The organism is Coprobacillus sp. AF33-1AC (assembly GCF_003475785.1).
Lineage (GTDB): Bacteria > Bacillota_I > Bacilli_A > Erysipelotrichales > Coprobacillaceae > Faecalibacillus.
The window spans coordinates 114941-137976 of sequence record NZ_QRQB01000003.1; the positions used below are offsets into that span (position 1 = coordinate 114941).

At 29.5% G+C, this 23036-nt stretch carries 21 protein-coding genes; 2 read left to right on the forward strand and 19 right to left on the reverse strand.

The genetic code is table 11. The features are described 5' to 3' along the window. From DWZ53_RS02410 to DWZ53_RS02485, 16 genes are all read right to left on the reverse strand, one after another. The gene (locus DWZ53_RS02410) at positions 1–570 is read right to left on the reverse strand and encodes an aminodeoxychorismate/anthranilate synthase component II (protein WP_118431642.1); all 570 of its coding nucleotides are present in this window, start codon (positions 568–570) and stop codon (positions 1–3) included. Then, complete coding sequence (locus DWZ53_RS02415) at positions 567–2030, reverse strand: anthranilate synthase component I family protein (protein WP_118431644.1); 1464 nt, start codon at positions 2028–2030, stop codon at positions 567–569. Before DWZ53_RS02415 ends, DWZ53_RS02410 begins: the two co-directional genes overlap by 4 nt. A gap of 341 nt (positions 2031–2371) precedes the next feature. Beyond that, entirely contained in the window at positions 2372–3094 is a 723-nt protein-coding gene (locus DWZ53_RS02420; RefSeq protein ID WP_118431646.1) for a Tim44-like domain-containing protein, read from the reverse strand. Between the two features lie 4 nt (positions 3095–3098). Continuing rightward, a complete protein-coding gene (locus tag DWZ53_RS02425; RefSeq protein ID WP_118431648.1) occupies positions 3099–3863 on the reverse strand; it encodes a 4Fe-4S binding protein in 765 nt (254 codons plus the stop codon). A 101-nt stretch (positions 3864–3964) separates the two neighbouring features. Continuing rightward, complete coding sequence (locus tag DWZ53_RS02430; RefSeq protein ID WP_118431650.1) at positions 3965–5962, reverse strand: ABC transporter permease; 1998 nt, start codon at positions 5960–5962, stop codon at positions 3965–3967. Further along, positions 5949–6716, reverse strand: coding sequence for an ABC transporter ATP-binding protein (locus DWZ53_RS02435; protein ID WP_118431652.1), 768 nt, complete (start codon positions 6714–6716; stop codon positions 5949–5951). The genes DWZ53_RS02430 and DWZ53_RS02435 overlap by 14 nt, the downstream gene beginning before the upstream one ends. 72 nt (positions 6717–6788) lie before the next feature. After that, positions 6789–7796: a HAMP domain-containing sensor histidine kinase gene (locus tag DWZ53_RS02440; RefSeq protein WP_118431654.1), complete on the reverse strand. Its 1008-nt coding sequence runs from the start codon at positions 7794–7796 to the stop codon at positions 6789–6791. Continuing rightward, positions 7793–8452: a response regulator transcription factor gene (locus tag DWZ53_RS02445; RefSeq protein WP_118431656.1), complete on the reverse strand. Its 660-nt coding sequence runs from the start codon at positions 8450–8452 to the stop codon at positions 7793–7795. Before DWZ53_RS02445 ends, DWZ53_RS02440 begins: the two co-directional genes overlap by 4 nt. 71 nt (positions 8453–8523) lie before the next feature. Continuing rightward, on the reverse strand, positions 8524–8787 hold the full coding sequence (locus DWZ53_RS02450) for a Txe/YoeB family addiction module toxin (RefSeq protein WP_118431658.1): 264 nt from the start codon (positions 8785–8787) through the stop codon (positions 8524–8526). Next, positions 8784–9044, reverse strand: coding sequence for a type II toxin-antitoxin system Phd/YefM family antitoxin (locus tag DWZ53_RS02455; protein WP_118431660.1), 261 nt, complete (start codon positions 9042–9044; stop codon positions 8784–8786). The genes DWZ53_RS02450 and DWZ53_RS02455 overlap by 4 nt, the downstream gene beginning before the upstream one ends. A gap of 120 nt (positions 9045–9164) precedes the next feature. Continuing rightward, on the reverse strand, positions 9165–10799 hold the full coding sequence (locus DWZ53_RS02460; RefSeq protein ID WP_118431662.1) for a SulP family inorganic anion transporter: 1635 nt from the start codon (positions 10797–10799) through the stop codon (positions 9165–9167). A gap of 397 nt (positions 10800–11196) precedes the next feature. Then, positions 11197–12678: a 4-alpha-glucanotransferase gene (gene malQ / locus DWZ53_RS02465; protein WP_233541814.1), complete on the reverse strand. Its 1482-nt coding sequence runs from the start codon at positions 12676–12678 to the stop codon at positions 11197–11199. Next, a complete protein-coding gene (locus DWZ53_RS02470) occupies positions 12638–14896 on the reverse strand; it encodes a glycogen/starch/alpha-glucan phosphorylase (RefSeq protein ID WP_118431666.1) in 2259 nt (752 codons plus the stop codon). Before DWZ53_RS02470 ends, malQ begins: the two co-directional genes overlap by 41 nt. 105 nt (positions 14897–15001) lie before the next feature. Then, positions 15002–16375: an aminopeptidase gene (locus tag DWZ53_RS02475; RefSeq protein WP_118431668.1), complete on the reverse strand. Its 1374-nt coding sequence runs from the start codon at positions 16373–16375 to the stop codon at positions 15002–15004. A 63-nt stretch (positions 16376–16438) separates the two neighbouring features. Continuing rightward, complete coding sequence (locus DWZ53_RS02480; protein WP_118431670.1) at positions 16439–16840, reverse strand: hypothetical protein; 402 nt, start codon at positions 16838–16840, stop codon at positions 16439–16441. Continuing rightward, entirely contained in the window at positions 16837–18315 is a 1479-nt protein-coding gene (locus tag DWZ53_RS02485; protein WP_199589039.1) for a DNA methylase, read from the reverse strand. Before DWZ53_RS02485 ends, DWZ53_RS02480 begins: the two co-directional genes overlap by 4 nt. A 124-nt stretch (positions 18316–18439) precedes the next feature. On the opposite strand from DWZ53_RS02485, the gene DWZ53_RS02490 reads away from it, so the two are divergent. Continuing rightward, entirely contained in the window at positions 18440–19033 is a 594-nt protein-coding gene (locus DWZ53_RS02490) for a LexA family transcriptional regulator (protein WP_118431673.1), read from the forward strand. Here DWZ53_RS02490 and DWZ53_RS02495 read toward each other — a convergent pair. Further along, entirely contained in the window at positions 19030–19896 is an 867-nt protein-coding gene (locus tag DWZ53_RS02495) for a radical SAM protein (RefSeq protein WP_118431675.1), read from the reverse strand. The genes DWZ53_RS02490 and DWZ53_RS02495 overlap by 4 nt on opposite strands. A gap of 114 nt (positions 19897–20010) precedes the next feature. Between DWZ53_RS02495 and DWZ53_RS02500 the strand changes: the two genes are divergently transcribed. Then, positions 20011–20466: a MerR family transcriptional regulator gene (locus DWZ53_RS02500; RefSeq protein WP_118431676.1), complete on the forward strand. Its 456-nt coding sequence runs from the start codon at positions 20011–20013 to the stop codon at positions 20464–20466. 59 nt (positions 20467–20525) lie between these two features. Here the strand turns inward: DWZ53_RS02500 and DWZ53_RS02505 are convergent, their stop codons facing one another. Together DWZ53_RS02505 and DWZ53_RS02510 are read right to left on the reverse strand one after the other, a co-directional pair. Beyond that, a complete protein-coding gene (locus tag DWZ53_RS02505) occupies positions 20526–21521 on the reverse strand; it encodes a dihydrodipicolinate reductase (RefSeq protein ID WP_199589041.1) in 996 nt (331 codons plus the stop codon). 61 nt (positions 21522–21582) lie between these two features. Further along, the gene (locus DWZ53_RS02510; protein ID WP_118431680.1) at positions 21583–22425 is read right to left on the reverse strand and encodes a helix-turn-helix domain-containing protein; all 843 of its coding nucleotides are present in this window, start codon (positions 22423–22425) and stop codon (positions 21583–21585) included. Positions 22426–23036 lie beyond the last annotated feature (611 nt).

A 23036-nucleotide genomic window follows, 5' to 3' on the forward strand; every position in this document is an offset into this window, starting at 1 on the left:
TTAATAACCCCCTAAAAAATTTTCTATCATCTGTTTACCCTCTTTACTTAAAAAAGATTCGGGATGAAACTGTAAACCATAAACTGGATAATGAATATGTTCAATTGCCATAATCTCATCATCATCACTTTTAGCAATGATTTTTAAACATGTTGGTAAATCTTTTTGTACGCCCGATAAAGAATGATAACGGGCGACTTGTGTTTTTGATGAAACCCCCTTAAAAATAGGACTCTGTTGATCTACATCAATCATTGATGTTTTACCATGCATAATTTTTTTAGCATAACTCACTGTACCCCCAAAACTTTCAATAATAGCCTGATGCCCTAAACAAACTCCTAATATTGGTATTTCTTGATAAAATGTTTGAATAACATCTTCAATAATACCTGCTTCACTTGGTCTACCAGGACCAGGTGAAATAATAAGATGACTTGGCTTTAACTGTCGAATCTGTTCTAATGTTATTTCATCATTTCTTACAACTTGAATATCTTGATTAATACTACCAATTAATTGATATAAGTTATAAGCAAAACTATCATAATTATCAATTAATAAAATCATGAATCAATTCCCCCATTTGCTTGTTTTAGTGCTTCTATCACGGCCCCAGCTTTATTCAAGCATTCTTGATATTCATTTTCTGGAACACTGTCATAAACAATACCTGCACCACTACAAACACTGACACATTCATTACGTTTATAAGCAAAACGAATACCAATGCATAAATCCATATTTCCAGTAAAATCAAGATAACCAATCGCTCCACCATAAATACCTCGACGACGATTTTCTAATTCATGGATGATTTGACACGCTCTAATTTTAGGTGCTCCCGATAACGTTCCTGCTGGTAAAATAGCATCTACTGTATCAATCGCATCTAAATCATCTTTAATTGTTCCACTTACTACACTGGCAAGATGGATAACTTTGGAAAATTTAAGCACATCTAGATAACGGTCAACCTTTACAGTAGAGAACTGACTAATACGTGACATATCATTTCTTGATAAATCAACCAACATATTATGTTCTGCTAATTCTTTTTGATCATGTAGTAAATCGGTTATTAATTCCTGATCTTCTTTTTCATCCTTTCCTCTTTTTCTACTTCCAGCAATTGGAAAAGTTGTTAGAGAAGAACCTTGTTTTTTTATTAATGTTTCTGGAGAAGCTCCTGCTACTTCTAAATGATCACTAGAAAAATAAAACATGTAAGGTGAAGGATTCGTTGTTCTTAAAACACGATAAGTATCGAATAATGAACCTGTCGCTTTAACATTAACACGATTAGATAAAACAACCTGGAAAACATCTCCCTCTTTAATATAGTGTTTTCCTTTTTCTACCATCCTACAATATTCTTCTTTTGAAAGAACCGGTTCAAAATCACCTTGTAGTTTAAGTGGTGGAATGATTGTTTTTATATTTTTCTTAATCAATCTTTCTAATACATCTAGTTCCTTAATGGCTTGATAGTATTCTTCATGTAGATTCTTAATAGGACAATTAACAATTAAAATAATTTTTTGACGATAATGATCAAAACAAATGACTTTATCAAATAACATTAAATCTAAATCATTTAAATGATCGTTATCTTCTAATTGACATTCAACTGAAGGCTCACTATATCCAAAATAATCAAAACTAAAGTATCCTACTAATCCCCCTGTAAAAGATGGAAAACCATCTAATTGAATACTTTGATATTGTTTTAAAATATCTTTTAAAACAGTTTGTGGATTTTGATTATGAATAATTTGTTGATTCATCCTTATTGTATGATGATCACATGTTATCTCCATTTTAGGTTCATACCCTAAAAATGTATATCTTCCCCATTTTTCTTTATCTTCATGACTTTCTAAAATAAAGACATGTTTAGATAATTGCTTTAATTTCCTCATTAACTCAATTGGTGTTAATAAGTCACTATAAATTTCTTTTTTTATTGGCACATATTGATATGGCCTTAAATCCATTTCATTTAACTGTTCAAGTGTCGGATAATACATCATATTCCCCCTTTATATGCAAAAAACCGTCCTGAAAGAATAAATCTTTCAAGGACGGTATATATCATATCCGCGGTGCCACCTTGATTCATGATAAATCATGCACTTTGCTAGATGCTATCACATCTACGACTACTGACGTAAGCCTCACGTCAAAGAATACTCAGCTATTGCTTTTCACTTTGCCCTCTGTGGTCCATTTAATAGGCTGCGTTCTGCTTGCTTCCACCATCCAAGCTCTCTATAAGTGCACGATCTATTTTTATCTCCACTTCATCGGTTTTGTTGTATACATTGTATACAATACATGATTTCATGTCAATTCATTGATGAAATGTTTTTTATAAAAACATTTCATCCTCCTGTTTAATTTCATCTAATAAAATAGATTGACCTTGACGTTTAAATTTCCAGTATTCAATAAATATATCCGTATTCTTTTCTATTACCCGTTGATTTTCATCAATCATGTGATCATCCATTTTTCCTTCAATGTAAACCCAAAAATAATCTTCATCATCATTTTTACTATCATATAAATTAATAACATCTTGCTCAATTAAACGAATATTTTTTAAAATATTACGTTTTCCTTGATATTCATACCAATTTAATTTTGTTGTCCAGGCATCTAACAAATCCGGTGTTAAATATTTCTTTAACGTCTCTATATCTTGATTTGACCACGCCTCTTGTATCTTATAATAACTTTCTTTTACTGCTTTTTTTATTCGTTCATTATTCCAAAATTCATCTTGGTCATCTAGCGTTTGCATTTGCTTTTTTAATTGCCAATGTGCCTCTTTAGCTTTTATTCTTGAATAATAACGTTTTACTTGCAAAACAAAGTAAGTAAAACCTATAAAGCTTACCGTTGATATAATGGAAGAATACGGACCTTCTTGACCGGTATGATCATAGTGAGAATATGGTGTACTAGAACTTCCACCCGATGATCCAGATCCACCACCACTACTACCGCCACCTGCTCTTGCTTCAATAGATACTAACGAAAAATTCAACACACAAAAGATAGATAAGATAATTAATAATTTCTTTAACATCGTTTTAAATAAAATACTGATTATTTTTTGGCTCTTTGAGTTTTTGATTAAAGCCTACAATAAATTCTTGATATTTTGCATTATGATCCAAATTTTTGGCGTGAACTGGACATTTCTTTAAACAACGGAAACAAGCTAAACAGCGATTTTCATCAATTGTTTTACAATCATCACTTATAGCATGAACAGGGCAATGATTGACACATTTTCCACAATGAATACATTGTTCATTAGTTTCAGGGTAAAAATGCCCTGCTTGACCACCTTGGCGAAAAGGATAACTTCCTGGTATGGATACAAATGAAAAATGATCATTTTTTATTTTATCTTGGACTAAACTACCAAAAAGTTCATCATTGTTTAAATCTGTTTGATGCGGTCTTCCCACTTGAATTTGACCATAAGTATGTTCTCCTATCAATGCTGCTGCGCCAACAGGAATAAAACCTCTTTTTTTAACTTCCATAAATAATTCTAATAAGGCATCATCATAATCACGATTACCATAGGTTACACTAATAATACATGGTGTATGGTCTCCATGGATGTGTTTTAGTCTTTCCAATCCAACATGAACAACACGTCCCCCATAAACCGGAAAGCCAAAAACAACAACATCATGACGATCAAAATGATATTCTTGATTATTTTCAAGCGTTAAATCTATTTCTTGCAATTCACCTTCCAACCCTCTAGCAATAGAAATAGCTGATTTTTTTGAGCCATCAGTAGGTGAAAAAAAGACAGCATATGTACTTGTTATTTTCATATTTGTACCTCCACATCTTAACTAATAATTATACGCCAAATAAAATGAGGTACCACTTTTTAATAATTCATTATCAAATAAATAAAAATAGGGCATTAGCCCTATTCTTGACTTTCATTGATAATACGATGGCTTGCAAGATATGTCATCATGAAGTAACCACCATAGACAATCACAATAAAAATAATTGTAATAAAGATATGATCTAAGGCATTAATATGCACCATCTCTTCAATAATCTTATTAATTTCTTTTAAACCTACAATACTATGAATAATCGCTACAACTAAAGGAAACATAAAACTTAATCCTATTTGATAGAATAAACTACGATTCATCATAGATGAACTTGCTCCTAATTGATTTAAAATATGATAACGATGTTTATTATCTGTCGCATTAGATAATTGTTCAATGGCTAAAACTGTTCCACTAGCAATCGCAAAGATAATACCTAAATACAAGGCAATAAATGTAAAGAGTACAGATTGTTCAACACTGGATTCTTTTAAAGTACTTCTTGTTAGATAACTCACTTCTAAGCCATTATTTTTAATATATTCATGTATAGATTGATGAAACTGATCATAAGTCTTTTCACTTTGATTTATTAAATTACCACTGATGATCGTCATCATAGCAGGTTGACTAAGATGATTGATCACTTCATCATTAACAATTAAAGTTCCAGTATTTCCATTACCTAATGTCTCTAAGGAAATGTTTTTTACCTTTTTCGTATGTGAATGTAATTTTAAGTTTTGAACACTAACTTCATTATTTCCTTTTAAAAACTGATTGAAAGTGCTGATTGCAGAGGGATTATTCGCTGTTAATAAATATTCTTGTTGATTAAGATGAACTTGTTGTTTTTCTAAGTTTTGTAATTTTAAAATTTGATTATAGTCACTTTGTTTAATGATTTGTACTGGTTGACTTTTTATATAGTTAAAATCAGCATATTGATTTGTTTTATCAGTTATAATTTGATTATAACAAAAATCAGGTACTGTGTAATGACGATAACAAGTGTCCTCTTTTACAAGTTTTTGATATACTTTATTATTTAAAATTTGTTGTTCTCTGGCATTATTATCCAATATTGCAATAGAATAATCAAAAGGACTATTTTGATCAAACATTTCATTATAAGCATTAACTAATGATAAAGAAGCTGAAAGAATCCCAATTGTAAGTAACAACATTAAAGAAATAACGGTCATTGAAACAACATGTGTATTAATTTTATTATTAACTTGTTTTAAAACAAAAATATTAAGTCCTTTATAGTAAGATTTTTTATTTAACTGAACAATCTTCAACAAGAATCCTGCTACTGATAAAAAGAAGAAGAATGTTCCTACAGAACCAAGAATAAGCATTTTAGCCATTCTTGAATCAAACTGAATCAAAGCTCCATGATATAACAAATAATAAGCATAGCCAATACAAACAAGAGAGAGTATAAAAATAATAAAATTAACCCAGCTATTTTTAATCTTTACTTTTTCATTTTCTAAATGAGCATGTAATAAATCAATAAGTTGACAACGTTGTAAAGTAAAAACATTAAAAATCATCACAACTAAATAAATTAAACCAAAATTTTTGATTGTTGAAATTAAAGCTTTTAAAGAAAATACAAAGTTAAATTGCCTCATATTGGCTTCAAACATCTTAGCAGTAAAAATAGAAACTAACTGAGATAACCCTACTCCTGCTAAAAGACCAATTCCTAGTGAAGTCATTCCTACAATTAATGTTTCTAAAACAAAGATCATAGATACTCTTGTTTTAGACATACCAAGTGTAAGATAAATTCCAATCTCTTTTTTTCTTCTTTTAATAATAAAGTTATTGGCATAAACAACTAAAAAGCCTAGTACAATAGCCACAAAAACAGAAATATATTCCATTAATTTAATTACAATCGTTACCATTTCTTGTTTTGACTTAGATAAAGTCATCATAGCTGTTTGACCATCAAGAGAATTAAAAATATAAAAGATAGCAACAGCAATAACTAAAGTAACAAAATATACTGAGTAATCTTTCATACTCTTTTTAATATTCTTTAAAGCTAAACTAAATGTCTTCATTTAGTTCACCACCTAATAATGTTTGAATATCCATAATTTCATTAAAGAACTGTTTTCTTGTTTTATCACCTTTTTTGATTTCATTAAAGATTTGACCATCTTTAATAAAGATAACTCTTTGGCTATAACTTGCTGTAAAGGCATCATGTGTAACCATTAAAATAGTTGCATTAAGCTGTTCATTTAAAACTTCTAAACATTCTAATAACATTCTCGCTGAACGACTATCTAATGCTCCCGTTGGTTCATCAGCAAGAATTAAAGAAGGTTTCGTGACCATGGCTCTAGCACAAGCAACACGTTGTTTTTGACCACCTGATAATTCATAAGGATATTTTTGTAGGACTTGATCAATACCAAGTGCTGATGCAATATCATGAACTCGTCGATCAATATCTTTATAATTGACTTTTTGAATAGTTAACGCTAAGGCAATATTTTCAAAAGCAGTTAATGTATCCAACAAATTAAAATCTTGAAAAATAAAACCTATTTCTTCTCTTCTTAATTGATTTAATCTTTTTCCTTTTAATTTTGTAATATCAACATTATTTAAAAAGATATGACCACTGGTAACCCGATCAATAGTAGAAATACAATTAAGTAATGTTGATTTTCCACTACCACTTGCTCCCATAATAGAAACATATTCACCATCATTTACATCAAAAGAAATATGATTAATTGCTTTTGTCATATTACTTTTATTTCCATAATACTTTTCTATATCTTGAATTCTTAATCTTTTTTCCATTTCCTTCACCTCACCTTCCATTATAGTGATATCTATTATTTAAACCATTGAATAAAATAACATAACCTTACATTATTGTAAGGTTACAAAAGAACTCATAGGTATAACGATAGAAACCGTCGTTTTATCTTGAGTAGATGTTATATAAATATCATGATACATCTTAATACATAGTTGTTTACAAATATATAATCCCATACCGGTACTTTTTTTATTTGTTCTGCCATTACTTCCAGTAAAGCCTTTATCAAAGACTCTTGATAATTCATCTTCTTTAATACCTATCCCATTATCTTTAATAGTTAAGGTAACACTATTGTCTGATTGAATAGCCTGAATAGTAAGTTTAGGATCTTGTTTAAAATACTGTAAAGCATTATGTATAATTTGATCAAGAATATAAACTAGCCACTTTTTATCACTATACACTGTATAATCAAGTTTTTCTAATTGACAAGAAACATGTTTTTCAATTAAAGCTTTTTTATTTTTCTTAATAGCTTCATAAACAATTTTTTTTAAAGAAACAGCTTTGATTAAATAATCTTTTTCAACATTTTCACTTCTTACAAAATATAAAACCTGTTCAACATAGTGATCAATTTGATCTAGTTCTTCTTTAATACTTTCATTAATTTGAGTAGGATGATTTTCTAAAACAATAAAAGAAGTAGAAAGTGGCGTTTTGACTTCATGAACCCACATTTCTATATATTCTTTCCAAGCTTTTTGTTTCTCTAAAGATAAATTTAAATGTTCTTTCATTGATTTATTAATATCATATAAATATTCTAATAATAGTTTTCCTTCCAAAAAATGAGGGTGATAAGCCATTCCGGTAATAAGATATTTTTCATCTAATCTTGATAAGTCTTGTTCAAAGCGATGATAAAAAGAACATTTACGCCGATATTCATAAACAATAATAATGCTAATAAATACAAAGATCAAAGATGGTAAAAAGTAAATGATAAATAAAGGACATTGAAATACCCATAAAATGATAATAAGTAAACTAAGCATAAAAAAGCAAAGAAATAAACTGAAACTATGATCTTTTAAATAATTCTTGAATGTCATGATATTAAATATCCTTGTCCTCTTTTTGTTTTAATCATCTCTTTATAGCCTAGTTCATCTAATTTATGTCGTAAACGATTAATATTAACTGTTAGGGTATTATCATCAACAAACATATCACTATCCCATAAATAGTTAATAATCGCCTCTCGTGATTGAATTTGTCCTTGATGCATCAATAAAAAATGAAGTATCTTTAATTCATTTTTTGATAATTCTATTACTTGTTGACCTTTAATCATCATACTTTTAGATAAATCAACAATTAAATCAAGATAACGAATTGTATTAAGATGCATTGTACGATCTAATATTTTTTGTATTCGTGCTAATAAAATAAGTGGATTATAGGGTTTAACAACAAAATCATCAGCCCCATAATGTAAGCAAAGTAATTCATTCATTTCATTATTTTGACTTGTAATAATAACAATCGGTGTTGCCTTTTTTTGATGATAATTCTTACATAAATCTTGTCCACTTACTTCCGGTAAATTTAAATCTAACAATATGAGATCACCTTGAAATTGTAACATTTGTTTTTCTACTTGATGAAAATCTGTAATCTTTTCTACTTCATAATGATTATTTTGTAAAAATAAAGAAAGTTCATCAGCCATCTTCGTTTCATCTTCTACAATCAGTATTTTTGCCATCTTATCGCCCCTTTTCCATTTATATTATATTCTACAAAACGATGTTTTTGTAAAAAAAGGAGATAGCGAAACTAATTATCTCCATAATGATAGCGACAAGATAAAATATATACATTATCATCATCTATTTTATAAACCAATCTGTCAGTATCATTTATTCTCCTACTCCAAAATCCAGAAAGATTTCCTTTTAAACCTTCAGGTTTACCAATGCCAGTATTACCATTTCTCATTATATTATCAATAAGCTTGTTAATACGTTTCAATGTTTTCCTATCTTCTGTTTGCCAATAAGTATAGTCCTTCCACCCATTTATAGTAAAAACTATTTTCATAATTCTAAATCCTTAATATCTTTATCAATCGTTTTTCCAGATTCCAATTGACTTTTAGATTCCATTAACCAGTCATAATTTTTCTTATTTTGTGTAAGATAACTATTTTCAATCAAATTATTATATGTTTCTTCACTCATCATAACAATATTATTTCCATTCTTTCTTGTGACAACTATTGTTTCAATAGAATCTGTAATAATATCAAAATACTTTTTCATTGAACTTCTTAATGTACTGTAATTGATTGCTAACATATCTATCACTCCTTTTGTATATTAATTATAACGTACAATATATTGTACGTCAATTATTTATAATTTATACATATATTATTAACTTATATTTAAAAACAAAAAAAGAGGAGTGTAATTTCTTTACGCTCCTTGTAAAACATCATCTAAATTTCTAATGGCTGCAACAGCATCCCAGAAAATATGATTATCACCAAATTCTTCAATAAAATGAACACGTTCAAATTGAGTTCGCACATTTTTTTGTAAACCACTAAGATAAAGAATTGTATTATGTTCTTTACATAATTGAACAACTTCTTTTATTTCATGAATACCTGAATCATCAATGGAAGGTACACCTCTCATAGATAAAACAATGGCTTGGCTATCGCCAATAATTTCTTCTATTTGTTTTTTCAATTGTCCTTGATTACCGAAGAATAAAGGACCTGCTAAATAAATAACACGTGTTCCTTTATGATGATGATTTAAATGATCAATGCGATCAACCGCCACTTCAGACATATCAATACTTAACTGGGTATTATTTAAAACAAATAAGACCATCGCTAATAATACTCCTACAATAATCGCAACTGTTAAATCAAATACAACAGTAGCCACCATCGTAAGTAAGAATTGGCAAATTGGTGTCTTAACACGATGAGTAAACATTTCTTTGATTTCATCCCATTCATTCATACGCCATGCAGTTACAACTAATACACCAGCTAACGCACATAAAGGAATTTTAGCCATAAATGGTCCTAAAATAAACATCGCTAATAATAAAGTAATCGCATGGAAAACACTCACTAAACGAGTTACCCCACCAGCTTTAATCGCTACCGATGTTCTTGCTATAGCTGCTGTAGCTGGTACACCACCAAAAAAAGGAATAATCATATTTCCAACACCTTGAGCAAATAATTCTTGATCTGCATCTAAAGGTTCATTTTTCATCTTACCAGCACTGGCTCCACATAATAAGGATTCAATCATTCCTAATGTAGCAATTGAAAAAGCCGGCATGACAAACTGCGAAATATTTTTCCAATCTATGGCCATAATATTTAAACGTTGATCTAAAAATAATGTTGATGGAATTTTTCCTACTGTTGCAATATCAAAATGAAAAATCAAATTAGCCACTAAGGCAAGAACAATCATCACTAATGAAGACGGACAATATTGAGCCCATTTTTTAGGATAAACAATCATTCCTATAACAACAAATAAACCAATCAATACAGCCGTCATATTAGGTGTAAAACGGCCATCGAAATAAGACGCTAATTTTTCTAAAGTTGAAGTACCACTAGAAGTCACTCCAAAGAAGTTATTAATTTGCTGTGTCAATATTAAGATTGCTATTCCACTTGTAAAACCAGTAATAACACTCGTAGGAATAAAAGATACTACTTTTCCAAACTTAAATAAAGAAGCAATAAGTAACATCACCCCACTTAAAAAACTAGCAATAAAAACCCCTTGTAAACCATAAGCTTGTGACAAACCAATTAAAATGGCAGACATCGCTCCCGTCGGTCCACTAATTTGATAACTTGCGCCAGATAAAGTTCCAATTAAAAGTCCAGCAATAATGGCTGTCATTAATCCTGCCGCACCATCGGCACCACTACTTACTCCAAAAGCGAGCGCTAATGGTAAAGCCACAGCAGCAACTGTAAGTCCAGCCATAATATCTTTCATTAACTTTTGGCCAGAATAATCCTTAAACTCTCTCTTTAATAATTGAATATAATTTTTTAACATAAGTCCCCCTCAAAAACTAACAAATCTATTATATTAAAAAATAAAATCAATGCAAGAAAAAAAGGTCCATTCGGACCTTATCTATATAAACAAATCAAAACGAATAAATTCTTTAAAATGTGTCAGAAGTGTAAAGGGAAGAATCAATCCGTTTCTCCTTGGAGATTACGTAAATCATTATAATTTTCTTCCCCTTAAAGTCAATAAAACTTATACAAATTCATTTATGTAAAGGGGTTACATTGTAAAAAAATAAAAAATATTGATAAAATGGGCTATTTTTAGGATATATAAAATAAAAGTATGGTATTTATTTTATATAGAGATGAATAATTTTATCAATGAACTCTATTTTATTGATAAAAGACAGGTTCACTTTGATGTACACCTGTCTTTTTTAAAGTCTATGTGTTTGTTTTAATAAATGATGCATTTGTTTAAGATGATCTTGATAATCATTTAAATCTTTTAATTTCCAACACCAGTTAGGTTTGCCAGAAGTACCTGGTAAATTTAATCTTGCTTCATTTCCATACCCCAACATATCCTGTACACTGCAAATAGCAATATCAGCCTCACAATCAAAAGTACGATGTAAGACTTTTTCAGGTGTCGTCATTTCTGGATATGACCATTGTTTCATAATAACATCAATCCGTTTACGATAGCCTTCATCTAGTTCACATTCATACCAACCTTTTAAAGGGGCATTATCATGCGTACCGGCATAAACAACACAATATTCTGGCATTTTAAAATGCTCTCTTTCTTCATTTTCACCAAATAAATATTCCATAACTCGCATTCCCATTAAATGATAATGATCACGCAAAGCATGAACTTCCGGTCGTAAATCACCTAAATCTTCAACAATTAAAGAAATATCAGGTAATTCTTTAAATAAAGTATCAAAGAAATCATAGCCTGGTGCTTCTACCCATTTTCCATTCCTAGCATTGATACTACCATAGGGAACTTGCCAATAAGTATCAAAAGCTCTAAAATGATCAATTCTTAAAATATCAAATAACTTTTGATTCCATTTTAATTTATCAATCCAATATTGATAATGAGATTCTGTTAGAAATGACCAATTATAAATAGGATGATTCCAAAGTTGACCGTCTTTAGAAAAATAATCCGGTGAGGCTCCAGAAACATAAAGTGGTAATAAATCTTTTCCTAACATAAAACATGTTTGATGACTATAAACATCGGCTGAATCATAGCCTACATAAAACGGCATATCTCCCATGATGAGTAGATCATGGTCATTAGCGTAATCTTTTAAAAGTTTGAATTGTTTCATAAAGATAAATTGAACAAAACGTAAATATTCTATTTCTTGTTCCATTCCTGTTAATTTTAAATCTTGCCATTCATTCCATTTTTTCCCTAAGTTTTTTTTATTTAAAGCCATAAATTCGCAATAGTCTTCCAGCCAAAAAGCTTCCTTTAAAAAAGCATCATATTCTTTTTGATAAAGAGGGATTTGTTTTTTAAACTCTTGAAATGCTTTAATCAAATAAGTATGTTTAAAAAGTCTTACTGAATCATAATCTATCATACTCGTTGACTTCAATACTGGTACAGCTTCTAATAAGTGCCACTTAGTAAGCAAATCTAAAGAAATATAAATTTCATCACCAGCAAATGATGAATAAGGGCTATAAGGTGAATCACCTTCACTAGAAGGATTTAAAGGCAATATTTGCCATATTTTAAATCCTGCTTTTTTTGATAAATCAATAAATTGATAAGCACATTCACCTAAATCGCCAATACCATGATTGCCAGGTAAACTACTGATAGCGAGTAGTATCCCAGCTTGTCTTTGATTATAATTTCCAGATATCATCATTGTATTGTTTAATGACACGATCGCTTGAAAAATATCCTGCTTTAGCGATATTGACTAACATTTTTTTAGACCAGCTATCTTGATCTAAATAGTCTTGTAACATGCGATCTTTAGTATGAATATAATCTTTTACATCTAATAACGTCATAAAATAATCCTTTTTTACTAAATTATCATATAAATTCTTCAGTGATTTTTTATCACCAATTTCTAGCATTGGTTGACTGATAATAAAATCAACTAATGGCTGAATCATCTCATCTTGATAATATTCTTGAGCATGATAATCCTCATTTTTATAATGAGCAATGACTTCTTCACTTTTTTTACCAAAAATATAAATAGCGTCATCACCCACTAAATCATGAATTTCAATATTAGCTCCATCATCAGTTCCTAAAGTCACTGCTCCATTGAGCATAAATTTCATATTTCCTGTTCCACTGGCTTCTTTAGACGCTAATGATATTTGTTCAGAGATATCAGCAGCCGGGAATAACTTTTCACCAAGAGTCACATTATAGTTTTCTACCATCACAACTGAAAGATAAGGGTTTACTTCAAGATCATCTTGGATAAGTTTTTGTAAACATAAAATTGTATGAATAATATCTTTAGCTAAGACATAAGCTGGAGCTGCTTTAGCACCAAATATAATGGTAAGTGGCTTTTGAGGGCGATAACCACCTTTTATTTTTAAATACTGATAAATGATATATAAAACATTAAGTTGTTGTCTTTTATATTCATGTAATCTTTTTACTTGAATATCGAAGATACTATTTTCATTAATCACTAAGTTTTGTTTTTCTTTTAAATAGGTTACTAATTCCTGTTTTTTTAACTGTTTAATTGATCTTATTTGATTTAAAACATCTTGATTATTTTGATAATCAAGTAGTTTTTCTAAATACTTAGCATTATTTTTGTATTCTTCACCTATTAATTTATCTAAATAAGTTGATAATTCTCTATTACATCCTAATAACCATCTTCTAAAAGTAATACCATTCGTTTTATTACTAAAATGGGTTGGATATAATTGATAAAAATCTTTGAGTTCTTCTGTTTCTAATATATGCGTATGTAACGCAGCTACACCATTAATACTATATCCAAAATGAATAGCAATAGCAGCCATGTGTACATTTCCTTTTGCATCAATAATAGCTGTTGTTTCTAAAGAACTTCTTTGATCAGCTATCGCATCTAAAGCTTCAATAATATAAACTAACTGTGGCACAATTTCTTCAAAATAAGATAAAGGCCATGTTTCTAATGCTTCTGCTAGGATTGTATGATTTGTATAAGCACAAGTTTGACTGACAATAGAAATAGCTTCTTTTAATATGATTCCCTCTTTATGTAACAAACGAATGAGTTCTAAAATAATCATTACTGGATGGGTATCATTAATTTGAATTGTCACGTATTCATTGAGTTTTCTTAAATCACAATGATTTTGTTTTAAAGTTTCAATGATATATTGTGCACTGCTGCTAACCATAAAATATTGTTGGTAAACTCTTAATTTTTTACCATCTTCATCACTATCATCAGGATATAAAAATAAAGTAAGATTTTTTTCTATTGCTGTTTTATCAAAATCAATACCCTCTTTAACTAAAGATTCATCTACGGTTTCTAAATCAAATAATCTTAAAGTATTCTTTTTTCCATGATAACCAAGTACATCTAATTCATACATTCTTGATTGAACTGTTTGGTTTTTAAATTGAATATCATAAACATGTTGACTACGATTTAGCCAACTTTGATTTTGAATCCATGGATTAGGATATTCACATTGTTTATAATTTTCATATTTTTGTTCAAACAATCCAAAGTGATACAATAATCCCATTCCATCTCCAGGTAAATCTAATGTTGCGATAGAATCTAAAAAGCAGGCAGCTAAACGACCCAATCCTCCATTTCCTAATGATGGTTCTAACTCGATTTCTTCAACCTCAGCTAAAGAAAAACCATTTTTTTCTAAAATTTGTCTTACTTGTTGATCAATTCCTAAATTAATCAAATGATTAGAAAGCATCTTTCCAATTAAAAATTCTGCAGAAACATAATATAATTTCTTTTTCCTTTCAATTTTTGGTTTATCATCAATTTGTTTTTTAACATAATTTAATAAAATGACATAAACTTCTTGCAACGTACAATCAGCGAGTTTTTTTTGATAAGTTGTTGTTGCTAGGGACTCTAATTCTTGTTCTAGCATGTGACCCCTCCTTTATGGCTTCTTTTTATCATTTTACCATATTTTTTCTCTTTAAAAGAAAAAAGGTATACTTTTTAAATAAAGCATACCTTTTACATCCTATTTTTATGCATCTTTTAAGAAAGTTTTATACGCTTGATATGTTTCATAAACATCTACTTTACTTACAATTTCCATTGGCGAATGCATGTTTAATACAGCAATACCTGCATCAATCACTTGCATATTATAATTACCTAAAATATAGGCAATCGTTCCGCCACCACCTTGGTCTACTTTTCCTAATTCTGCAGTTTGATAATGAATATTTTGTTTATCTAAAATATGACGTAAACGCGCCATAAATTCTGGCATTGCATCATTACTTCCTGATTTACCTCTTGCCCCAGTATATTTATTAAAAACAATACCATTTCCTAAATAAGCAGCATTCTTTTTATCATTAACTGATAAATATAAAGGATCGACCCCAGCCGAAACATCGCTTGATAACATCATTGAATTCTCTAATGTCATTCTTGTTTTAATAAAACTATCGATGGACATTTTATATAATAATTGACCAATTGTATTTTCAAAGAATAAAGATTGTGCGCCTGTTGCTCCTACACTACCTATTTCTTCTTTATCAACTAAAATAACGCAACTTGTATAACGACAAGTATCAATATCCAAAATAGCTTTTAAAGAAGTATAAGCACAAACACGATCATCATGACCATATCCTGCTACCATAGAACGATCAATACCATAATCTCTTGCTTTACCGGTTGGTACAATTTCTATTTCAGCACTTAAAAAATCTTCTTCTTCAATACCATATTTTTCTTTTAATAATTTTAAAATGGATGCTTTAACGGCATCTTTTTCTTCATTATTTAATGGCATATTACCTAGTGTAATATCTAAATCTTCACCTTCAATTACTTTAGCTGCTTTTTTATCTAATTGGGTAGCTGATAAATGAATTAATAAATCACTAATTCCTACTACTGGATCATTTTCATCTTCTCCAATAACAATATCTACCACTTCACCATCTTTTTTAACAACAACCCCATATAAAGATAAAGGAATAGTTACCCATTGATATTTTTTAATACCACCATAATAATGTGTATCAGCTAATGCAAATCCTTCTGATTCATAAAGAGGATTTTGTTTTAAATCTAAACGTGGTGAATCAATATGTGCCCCTAATATACGTAATCCTTCCTCTAAAGGTCTTTCACCAATAACAAATAAAGCAATATTTTTTTCTTTATTCACTACATAAACTTTATCCCCTATTTTTAATTGATCATACTCATCTAACGATTTAAAACCAGCTTGTTTCGCTAATGATAATGCTTCTTTTACACAAGCACGTTCTGTTTTTCCTTTTGTAATAAAATCTTTATAAAGTTCATTAAATGCAAAAACATCTTCAACACCATGATCTTGTTCTTGATATTTTTTCCAACTATTTTTTGCGTACATAAAAAAGCCTCCTTTAAACTTTATATAAAGTATACACCTCCCTCTTATTTTCAACAAATTATATTATGCTTTTTTTATTTCTATTTGATAAATAGTATCAAATGGAATAAGTGTTTCATCTTTAAATAATAGATATTTTTGATCAAGATTAATCTTTTTAATATAATTTTTGTGATATAAATATTGTCCCCCTGCTTTTCTTTGATCTTTAATAAAATAACAAACTCCTACTAAAGGATTGGTTTCTAAATTTTCTTGTAAATCTTGTAATTGATAATCTAATTGTGCTTTTTGATCTTCATCTAACTGCTTCTTTAAAGTAGTATAACGACTTGCTTCTATAATTTCATCACTATGACCATCTAAAGCTGAAAAAGGAGCAAATTGAGCTGCTCTTGCTTTTCTAGACATCGGTTGATGATTTTTAGATAATGGACGTTTAATTGTATAAAGATCTTCTTTCATGCTTTATGTCCTCCTATTTGATTATTTCTATCTTTGGTTGTGGCACCCTCTTGTAAGTTCATTCCTTTTAATATGGCATTTTTGCCATATTTATTTTTTATAGTGATCATTGCTTGTTGAAGTTTTCTTTCTTCTTTTAATGATTGTTGCATTGTTTGATATTTTTGTTCTTGTAATGAAAGATCTTCAAATAAATGATATTGTACATAATGATGTAAATCTTCTTGATAATAGTCTAGATGACAAACCGTAATATTAATTCTTCTTATTAGTAATGAAGCATCTACAATCCGTTCAAATAAAGTCACGATTGCTTCCATCATCAATTTAGATGATGCTGTCATTTGTGGTAAATCAATTGTACCATGAGCATGTTTAGGTATCTTTCTACCATAAAAATCCTCTTTAACCTCTCCTGTATAATTTTGATTATCCTTATCATAACCTATCGTTAACACTAATTTTTTACCTACAATATTCTTTTCTACCATTTTTAAAGCTAATAAATCCATCATCTCTTTAACAATCAGTTTTGCTTTTTCATAAGAATAAGGATGATGTAAAACTTGTCCTGAGCCAATACTTTTAGACATTGGCTGATAAGATTTAATATCTTGTATAGTACAAGGCTCATATCCCCAAGCATGATCAATAAGCAATTCTGCATTGACCCCAAATAGTTGATAAAGCACATCTTCGTTTTCTAACGAACAACGTGCAATATCTTCCATTGTATAAATATTGAAAGACGCTAACTTACTTGCATAGCCTCTTCCTACCCGCCAAAAATCCGTAAGTGGTTGATGTTTCCACAAATATTGACGATAAGTCAACTCATTTAAGTAGGCTATTCTTTCACCATCTTGACCGGGTTGAATATGCTTAGCTTGAATATCCATAGCCACCTTAGCTAGATAAAGATTTGTTCCTAGACCTGCGGTGGCTGTAATACCCGTTTCCGCATAAATATCTTGTATTATTTTTTTTACTAATTGATATCCATCACATTGATAAATAGATAAATAATGCGTAATATCTATAAAAACTTCATCTATCGAATAAACATGAATATCTTGGCTTGATACATACTTTAAATAAATTTGATATATTCTTTTACTGTATTCTATGTATTTTGCCATCTGTGGAGGAGCGATGACATAATCCAATTCTAAACCAGGATTTTTATTAAGTTCTTTAGCACTGGTGGATTTTCCTGTAAACATATATCGTGGTGCTTTTTTTATTCTATCTTGGTTTATCTTTTTAACTTGTTGAATGACTTCAAATAGCCTTGCTCTTGAAGAAATACCATAAGCTTTTAATGAAGGTGTTACAGCTAAACAAATCGTTTTTGCACTTCTACTTTCATCAGCGACAACTAAATGAGTCGTAAGCGGGTCTAATTCCCTTTCCTTACATTCTACAGAAGCAAAAAAAGATTTTAAATCAATGGCTGCATAAATATTTTCTTTCATCATTTCCTCCTTTCTTTTTTATTATGATACAAAAAGTATACATAATCAATCTTATTATGTATACTTCGTTTATTTTTTATCTCATTTATTATAAAATAATACTATCAAAAAAAGAGGTAGACATATGGAATTACAAGATATATTAAGAGAATATAAAAGAAGATGTGGTTACAATAACAAAGAACTCGCCCATTTGTTTGGTGTAAGCCACAATACAGTTTGTCGTTGGTTAAGAGGAGAAATTAGGTCTATTCAAGATGAAACAGCTCAAAGAATAAGTCATATTTTAGGTTACGATATTCAAGCTATCTTGCAAGGACAAGCCGTTGATTTAAAAAGACCGATATTAGGTCACGTTAAAGCAGGGTATGATATGTATTTAGAAGAAAATTATTTAGGAATGGAAGCCTGTACTTTAGATGAGTATGAAAAAGGGGATTTCTTTTTAAAGGTTTCCGGTGATTCAATGCTTCCTTCTGGTATCATTGATGGTTCTTTAATTTATGTTAAAGCAACAACAAATGTAAACAATGGTGACATCGTTGTTGCTTTAATAGATCAAGAAGTGACGGTTAAAATATATAAAAAAGAGCAGGATAAAATTTCTCTGGTCGCAAGTAATCCTCAATATCCTACTCGTACTTTTAATTCACAAGAAATTGACAAATATCCATTACATATTATTGGTAAAGTTCTCTTTTGTAAAAACATTTATTAAAACAACTGAAGTTGTTGAAATTGTTTTTGTTCATAATGCTTTAAATAAGCAAAAATTTGTTGATGATCATACATGATGTGATATTTTTTACAATACTTAATAAAATAATCCATTAATTCTTGATTATGAGGACTACTTAAAATATAAGCCTCGCCATACGTTTTCATATACTTTTCCTTCATCTTAGGAAAATAACGATCTAATTGTTGATAAAAATATTCACGATTTCCTTTTCTTAAAGTCACTCCCATATCAAAACAAATAATCCCTTTAACATGTGCCTGTCGACAGTAATCTAGAATTCCTTTTAGATTTTCAAGATTATCATTAATAAAAGGTAAAATAGGCGTTAACCATACAACAGTTTCAATTTCTGCTTGATGCAATATTTTTAAAGTTTCAAATCTTTCATTAGTAGAACAAACATGAGGTTCTAATATTTTACAAAGGTTTTCATCATAAGTCGTCAGTGTCATTTGAATCACGCATTTAGTTTGTTGATTAATTTGTTTTAATAAATCTAAATCCCTTAAAACAAGATTCGACTTGGTAATTAAAGTAATACCATATTGATACTTTAATGCAAGCTGTAAAGCTTTTCTAGTATAAAATAATTGATTTTCTAATGGCATATAGGGATCACTCATAGCTCCCATCCCTATCATTGTCTTCTTCTTTTTCTTCATTAGAGCCAGTTCTAATACTTCCAAAGCATTTTCTTTAACTGCGATATCTTCAAATGAATGGTCCATTTGATAACATTCACATCGAGAATCACAATATATGCAACCATGACTACAACCACGATATAAGTTCATTCCTTGATTAGCAGATAAAATTGTTTTACATTGAATATAGTGCATAAATTTCTCCTTTTTTGTATTATGACATGACTTATATTAAATGTATAGTAGCACTTGATTTATACTCTTTAACCATCTATAATATCTTTAAGTTACTTTAAGGAGGAAAAGGAAATGATTTATACTATTGGAGAAATGGCAAAACAACTGAATATTCCTGCATCGACCATTCGTTATTATGATAGCCAAGGATTGCTTCCTTTTGTTGAACGTTCTAAAAGTGGTGTCCGTTTATTTCAAGAAAAAGATTATGAATGGTTAAGAGTGATTGGATGTCTTAAAAAAACAGGTTTGTCTTTAGATGAAATTAAAGACTATATTGATTTAGCAATGCAAGGAGATCAAACCCTTGATCAAAGATTAGAAATGATGTTACATCAAAAAGAAGTTTTAAAACAAAAAATAAAAGAAATTAATAATGCTTTAGATGTAGTTGATTATAAATGCTGGTTTTATCAAACAGCTAAAGAAAAAGGATCATCTGAAGCTGTTAAAAATATGCCTGATGATCAATTATCAAAGAAACACAGTCAAACAAGAACTATGTTACAAAGAGTTAATGAAAATTAATTTTCTCATAAAAAGGTATCAATATAAAGAATTACCTATCTTTAATTGATACCTTTTTATTATAAATGATATTCCATTGGATATGTTAAATATTCTATACGGTCTAAATCATTCACTGTTACAACTCCAGCAGGTGCCGTTAAAACAGTAGGAATACGATTAACTATTGTAGCACATGTATGCTCTACTGTAGCTGGTTTGACAACATGGAATTCAGTATCTGGTTCTCCTGTAATTTTCCAATCACACATATCTCCATCATCTGGTCCATATACTTTACCAATACATTGTGTTTCAATAATTGGTCCTTGGAATGTTTCTGTTGTAACAACGGCAGCCATACCAATGCAGTTTCCCTTTGGAATCGTTTTTCCTAACGTAGATGAATATAAATCTGTTTCATGAAAATAAGGAACACATTTTTGAGTTTGTGATTTAATAGTCCATCCCATACGTGCTGCTAGAGCTTCATTAGAATTCCATACATAAGATGGTTCGAATTCTTCAGGAGTTAATCCTACACCATGAGCTTTAGCTAAAGCAAGTCCATAGTCTTCAACATTATAACTTACTGCCCCTTCAATTTTATTAATTGTATGACATCCTCCAGCAACAAGTCCTACCATATTTACCCAGAAAATATCCTCCATACCACTACCAACAAATGTACATCCATTTTCTTTAGCGATAACATCTAATTTATTAGTTCTAACTGAATCAGTTGTCCAACTATATGTTGCTTCCTCACAAGTTGAAATAACACTAATTCCTCTTGATAAACACTTAACGTAATGATCAAAACAATCACTTACTAAGCTAAACAATGTTACAACCGCAATATCTGGATCTGTATTATCTAATACTTCATCTGCCTTATCACTAATACAAACACCAGTCTTTACACCTAATCCAGCAAAATCTCCAATATCTTGACCAATTAAATTTGGATTAGTATCAATAGCACCAACAATCATCGCTCCATTTTCATATAAATAACGAATAATGTATTTAGCCATCTTTCCACATCCATATTGTACTACTTTAATTTTTTCCATCACATGATTCCTCCTTTTATCTTCAAATTAATCATAAACCCTCATTCAAGATGAGAGTCAATTACTTATTAAAAGAAACTGGAACTTGTAATCTTAAAAACATAGATCGTTCATTATGATCAAAAATACTCAATTCACTTAGCACCTCGCATATATAATCCCCACATATATTAAAATTATTCTCTTGACAGTAATGAAGTAATTTTTTTGCATAATCTACTTCTTTATGAAAATCATCTAAATAAATACAAGCATACATTCCATTTTCAATAATCTTTATATCTTCTTTTTTGGGAAAATGGTCATCCACAAAAACAAAAATCTCATGAGAAACAAAATTTTGATGAATAAAGTCTTCTTTCTTCAAAAAAGTTCCAGCATTACAATAATAAATTTGAGGATAATGATGTTTTACCAAATCATTTTTTAATTGATTTAAAATAGATTCGTAAACGTCAATATCATACTCGTAAAAATTTAAATCTGTATTCATCGAATAAATTCTTCTTCGATCAATATATTCTAATGTCATTGTGCCTGATCGAGGTGATTTACGAAATCTTTCTAAACTGTAAATTGTACGTGTGATAGCATCTTTTGTCATTTCCAATTTATCTATTTCTTCTACTAATTGTTGCTTCTTTTTAATTAAGATTGCTTCAATTAAATTCACATCTTCTTTATCTAATAATTCTTTAATTTCTTTTAAATTCATTTGTAATTCTTTCATATATTGAATTAAATCTAATCTAGCATTTTGTTTGATATCGTAGTAACGATAATTTGTTGCCTCATTAACATATGCTGGTTTTAATAAATCCATTTCATCATATAAACGTAGTGTAGAAATTGTTGTATGATTCATTTTAGCCATTTCGCCTATACTTAAATAGTTATTTTTCATTCAAATCACCTCTATTCTATTATAACAAACTCTCATGTTAAAAGAGAGTTATAGACAAAAAAACGACTCTTATGAGTCGCTTCGGTTTTATTTCAAGCCATGATATTTGAAACTGCTTTTCAAAATCTTGTGGTTTTAATATATGTAGTAAAAACAGACCTCTTCTGTTTCATGAGGTCTGCTTTTTTGCTTTATATTACTTTGATATCATGTCATAATTATTTAAATATATAGAAAGTAAAAAGGATGATACCCAACATCGCCAAACGTCACTTATCATCCTCTGTCAAAAGACATGATTATAATAACTGATTACTCTATAAAACTCAATACTTCCAAAGCTAAAAATGATTTTGATGCCCTTATAAAATTCAGAAAACTATATTCTGATCTCATTTCTTCATTTTCTTTATCTTCTATTGAATGCACCTGTGGCAGTCATAACTGGCATATGCATTCTTCCTATTCTCGCTTCTATGATTTTCTTGGAAGAAAAATCAAAGTTTCCATTCAGCGTATTATCTGTGCTTCATGCGGTAAAACTCATGCTCTGCTTATTGAAGATATGGATAGGTTACACTTTATTGGACAATTCTAAAGAGAACTGTTTA

Coding starts and splice junctions, on each gene's coding strand:
- DWZ53_RS02495 (WP_118431675.1), bottom strand. CDS start 19,896: ATGCACTATATTCAATGTAAAACAATTTTATCTGCTAATCAAGGAATG.
- DWZ53_RS02415 (WP_118431644.1), bottom strand. CDS start 2,030: ATGTATTATCCGACACTTGAACAGTTAAATGAAATGGATTTAAGGCCA.
- DWZ53_RS02510 (WP_118431680.1), bottom strand. CDS start 22,425: ATGAAAAATAACTATTTAAGTATAGGCGAAATGGCTAAAATGAATCAT.
- DWZ53_RS02460 (WP_118431662.1), bottom strand. CDS start 10,799: ATGTTAAAAAATTATATTCAATTATTAAAGAGAGAGTTTAAGGATTAT.
- DWZ53_RS02435 (WP_118431652.1), bottom strand. CDS start 6,716: ATGGAAAAAAGATTAAGAATTCAAGATATAGAAAAGTATTATGGAAAT.
- DWZ53_RS02485 (WP_199589039.1), bottom strand. CDS start 18,315: ATGAAAGAAAATATTTATGCAGCCATTGATTTAAAATCTTTTTTTGCT.
- DWZ53_RS02505 (WP_199589041.1), bottom strand. CDS start 21,521: ATGGAAAAAATTAAAGTAGTACAATATGGATGTGGAAAGATGGCTAAA.
- DWZ53_RS02490 (WP_118431673.1), top strand. CDS start 18,440: ATGGAATTACAAGATATATTAAGAGAATATAAAAGAAGATGTGGTTAC.
- DWZ53_RS02480 (WP_118431670.1), bottom strand. CDS start 16,840: ATGAAAGAAGATCTTTATACAATTAAACGTCCATTATCTAAAAATCAT.
- DWZ53_RS02410 (WP_118431642.1), bottom strand. CDS start 570: ATGATTTTATTAATTGATAATTATGATAGTTTTGCTTATAACTTATAT.
- DWZ53_RS02440 (WP_118431654.1), bottom strand. CDS start 7,796: ATGACATTCAAGAATTATTTAAAAGATCATAGTTTCAGTTTATTTCTT.
- DWZ53_RS02450 (WP_118431658.1), bottom strand. CDS start 8,787: ATGAAAATAGTTTTTACTATAAATGGGTGGAAGGACTATACTTATTGG.
- DWZ53_RS02455 (WP_118431660.1), bottom strand. CDS start 9,044: ATGTTAGCAATCAATTACAGTACATTAAGAAGTTCAATGAAAAAGTAT.
- DWZ53_RS02420 (WP_118431646.1), bottom strand. CDS start 3,094: ATGTTAAAGAAATTATTAATTATCTTATCTATCTTTTGTGTGTTGAAT.
- DWZ53_RS02470 (WP_118431666.1), bottom strand. CDS start 14,896: ATGCTAGAACAAGAATTAGAGTCCCTAGCAACAACAACTTATCAAAAA.
- DWZ53_RS02445 (WP_118431656.1), bottom strand. CDS start 8,452: ATGGCAAAAATACTGATTGTAGAAGATGAAACGAAGATGGCTGATGAA.
- DWZ53_RS02425 (WP_118431648.1), bottom strand. CDS start 3,863: ATGAAAATAACAAGTACATATGCTGTCTTTTTTTCACCTACTGATGGC.
- DWZ53_RS02500 (WP_118431676.1), top strand. CDS start 20,011: ATGATTTATACTATTGGAGAAATGGCAAAACAACTGAATATTCCTGCA.
- DWZ53_RS02475 (WP_118431668.1), bottom strand. CDS start 16,375: ATGTACGCAAAAAATAGTTGGAAAAAATATCAAGAACAAGATCATGGT.
- DWZ53_RS02430 (WP_118431650.1), bottom strand. CDS start 5,962: ATGAAGACATTTAGTTTAGCTTTAAAGAATATTAAAAAGAGTATGAAA.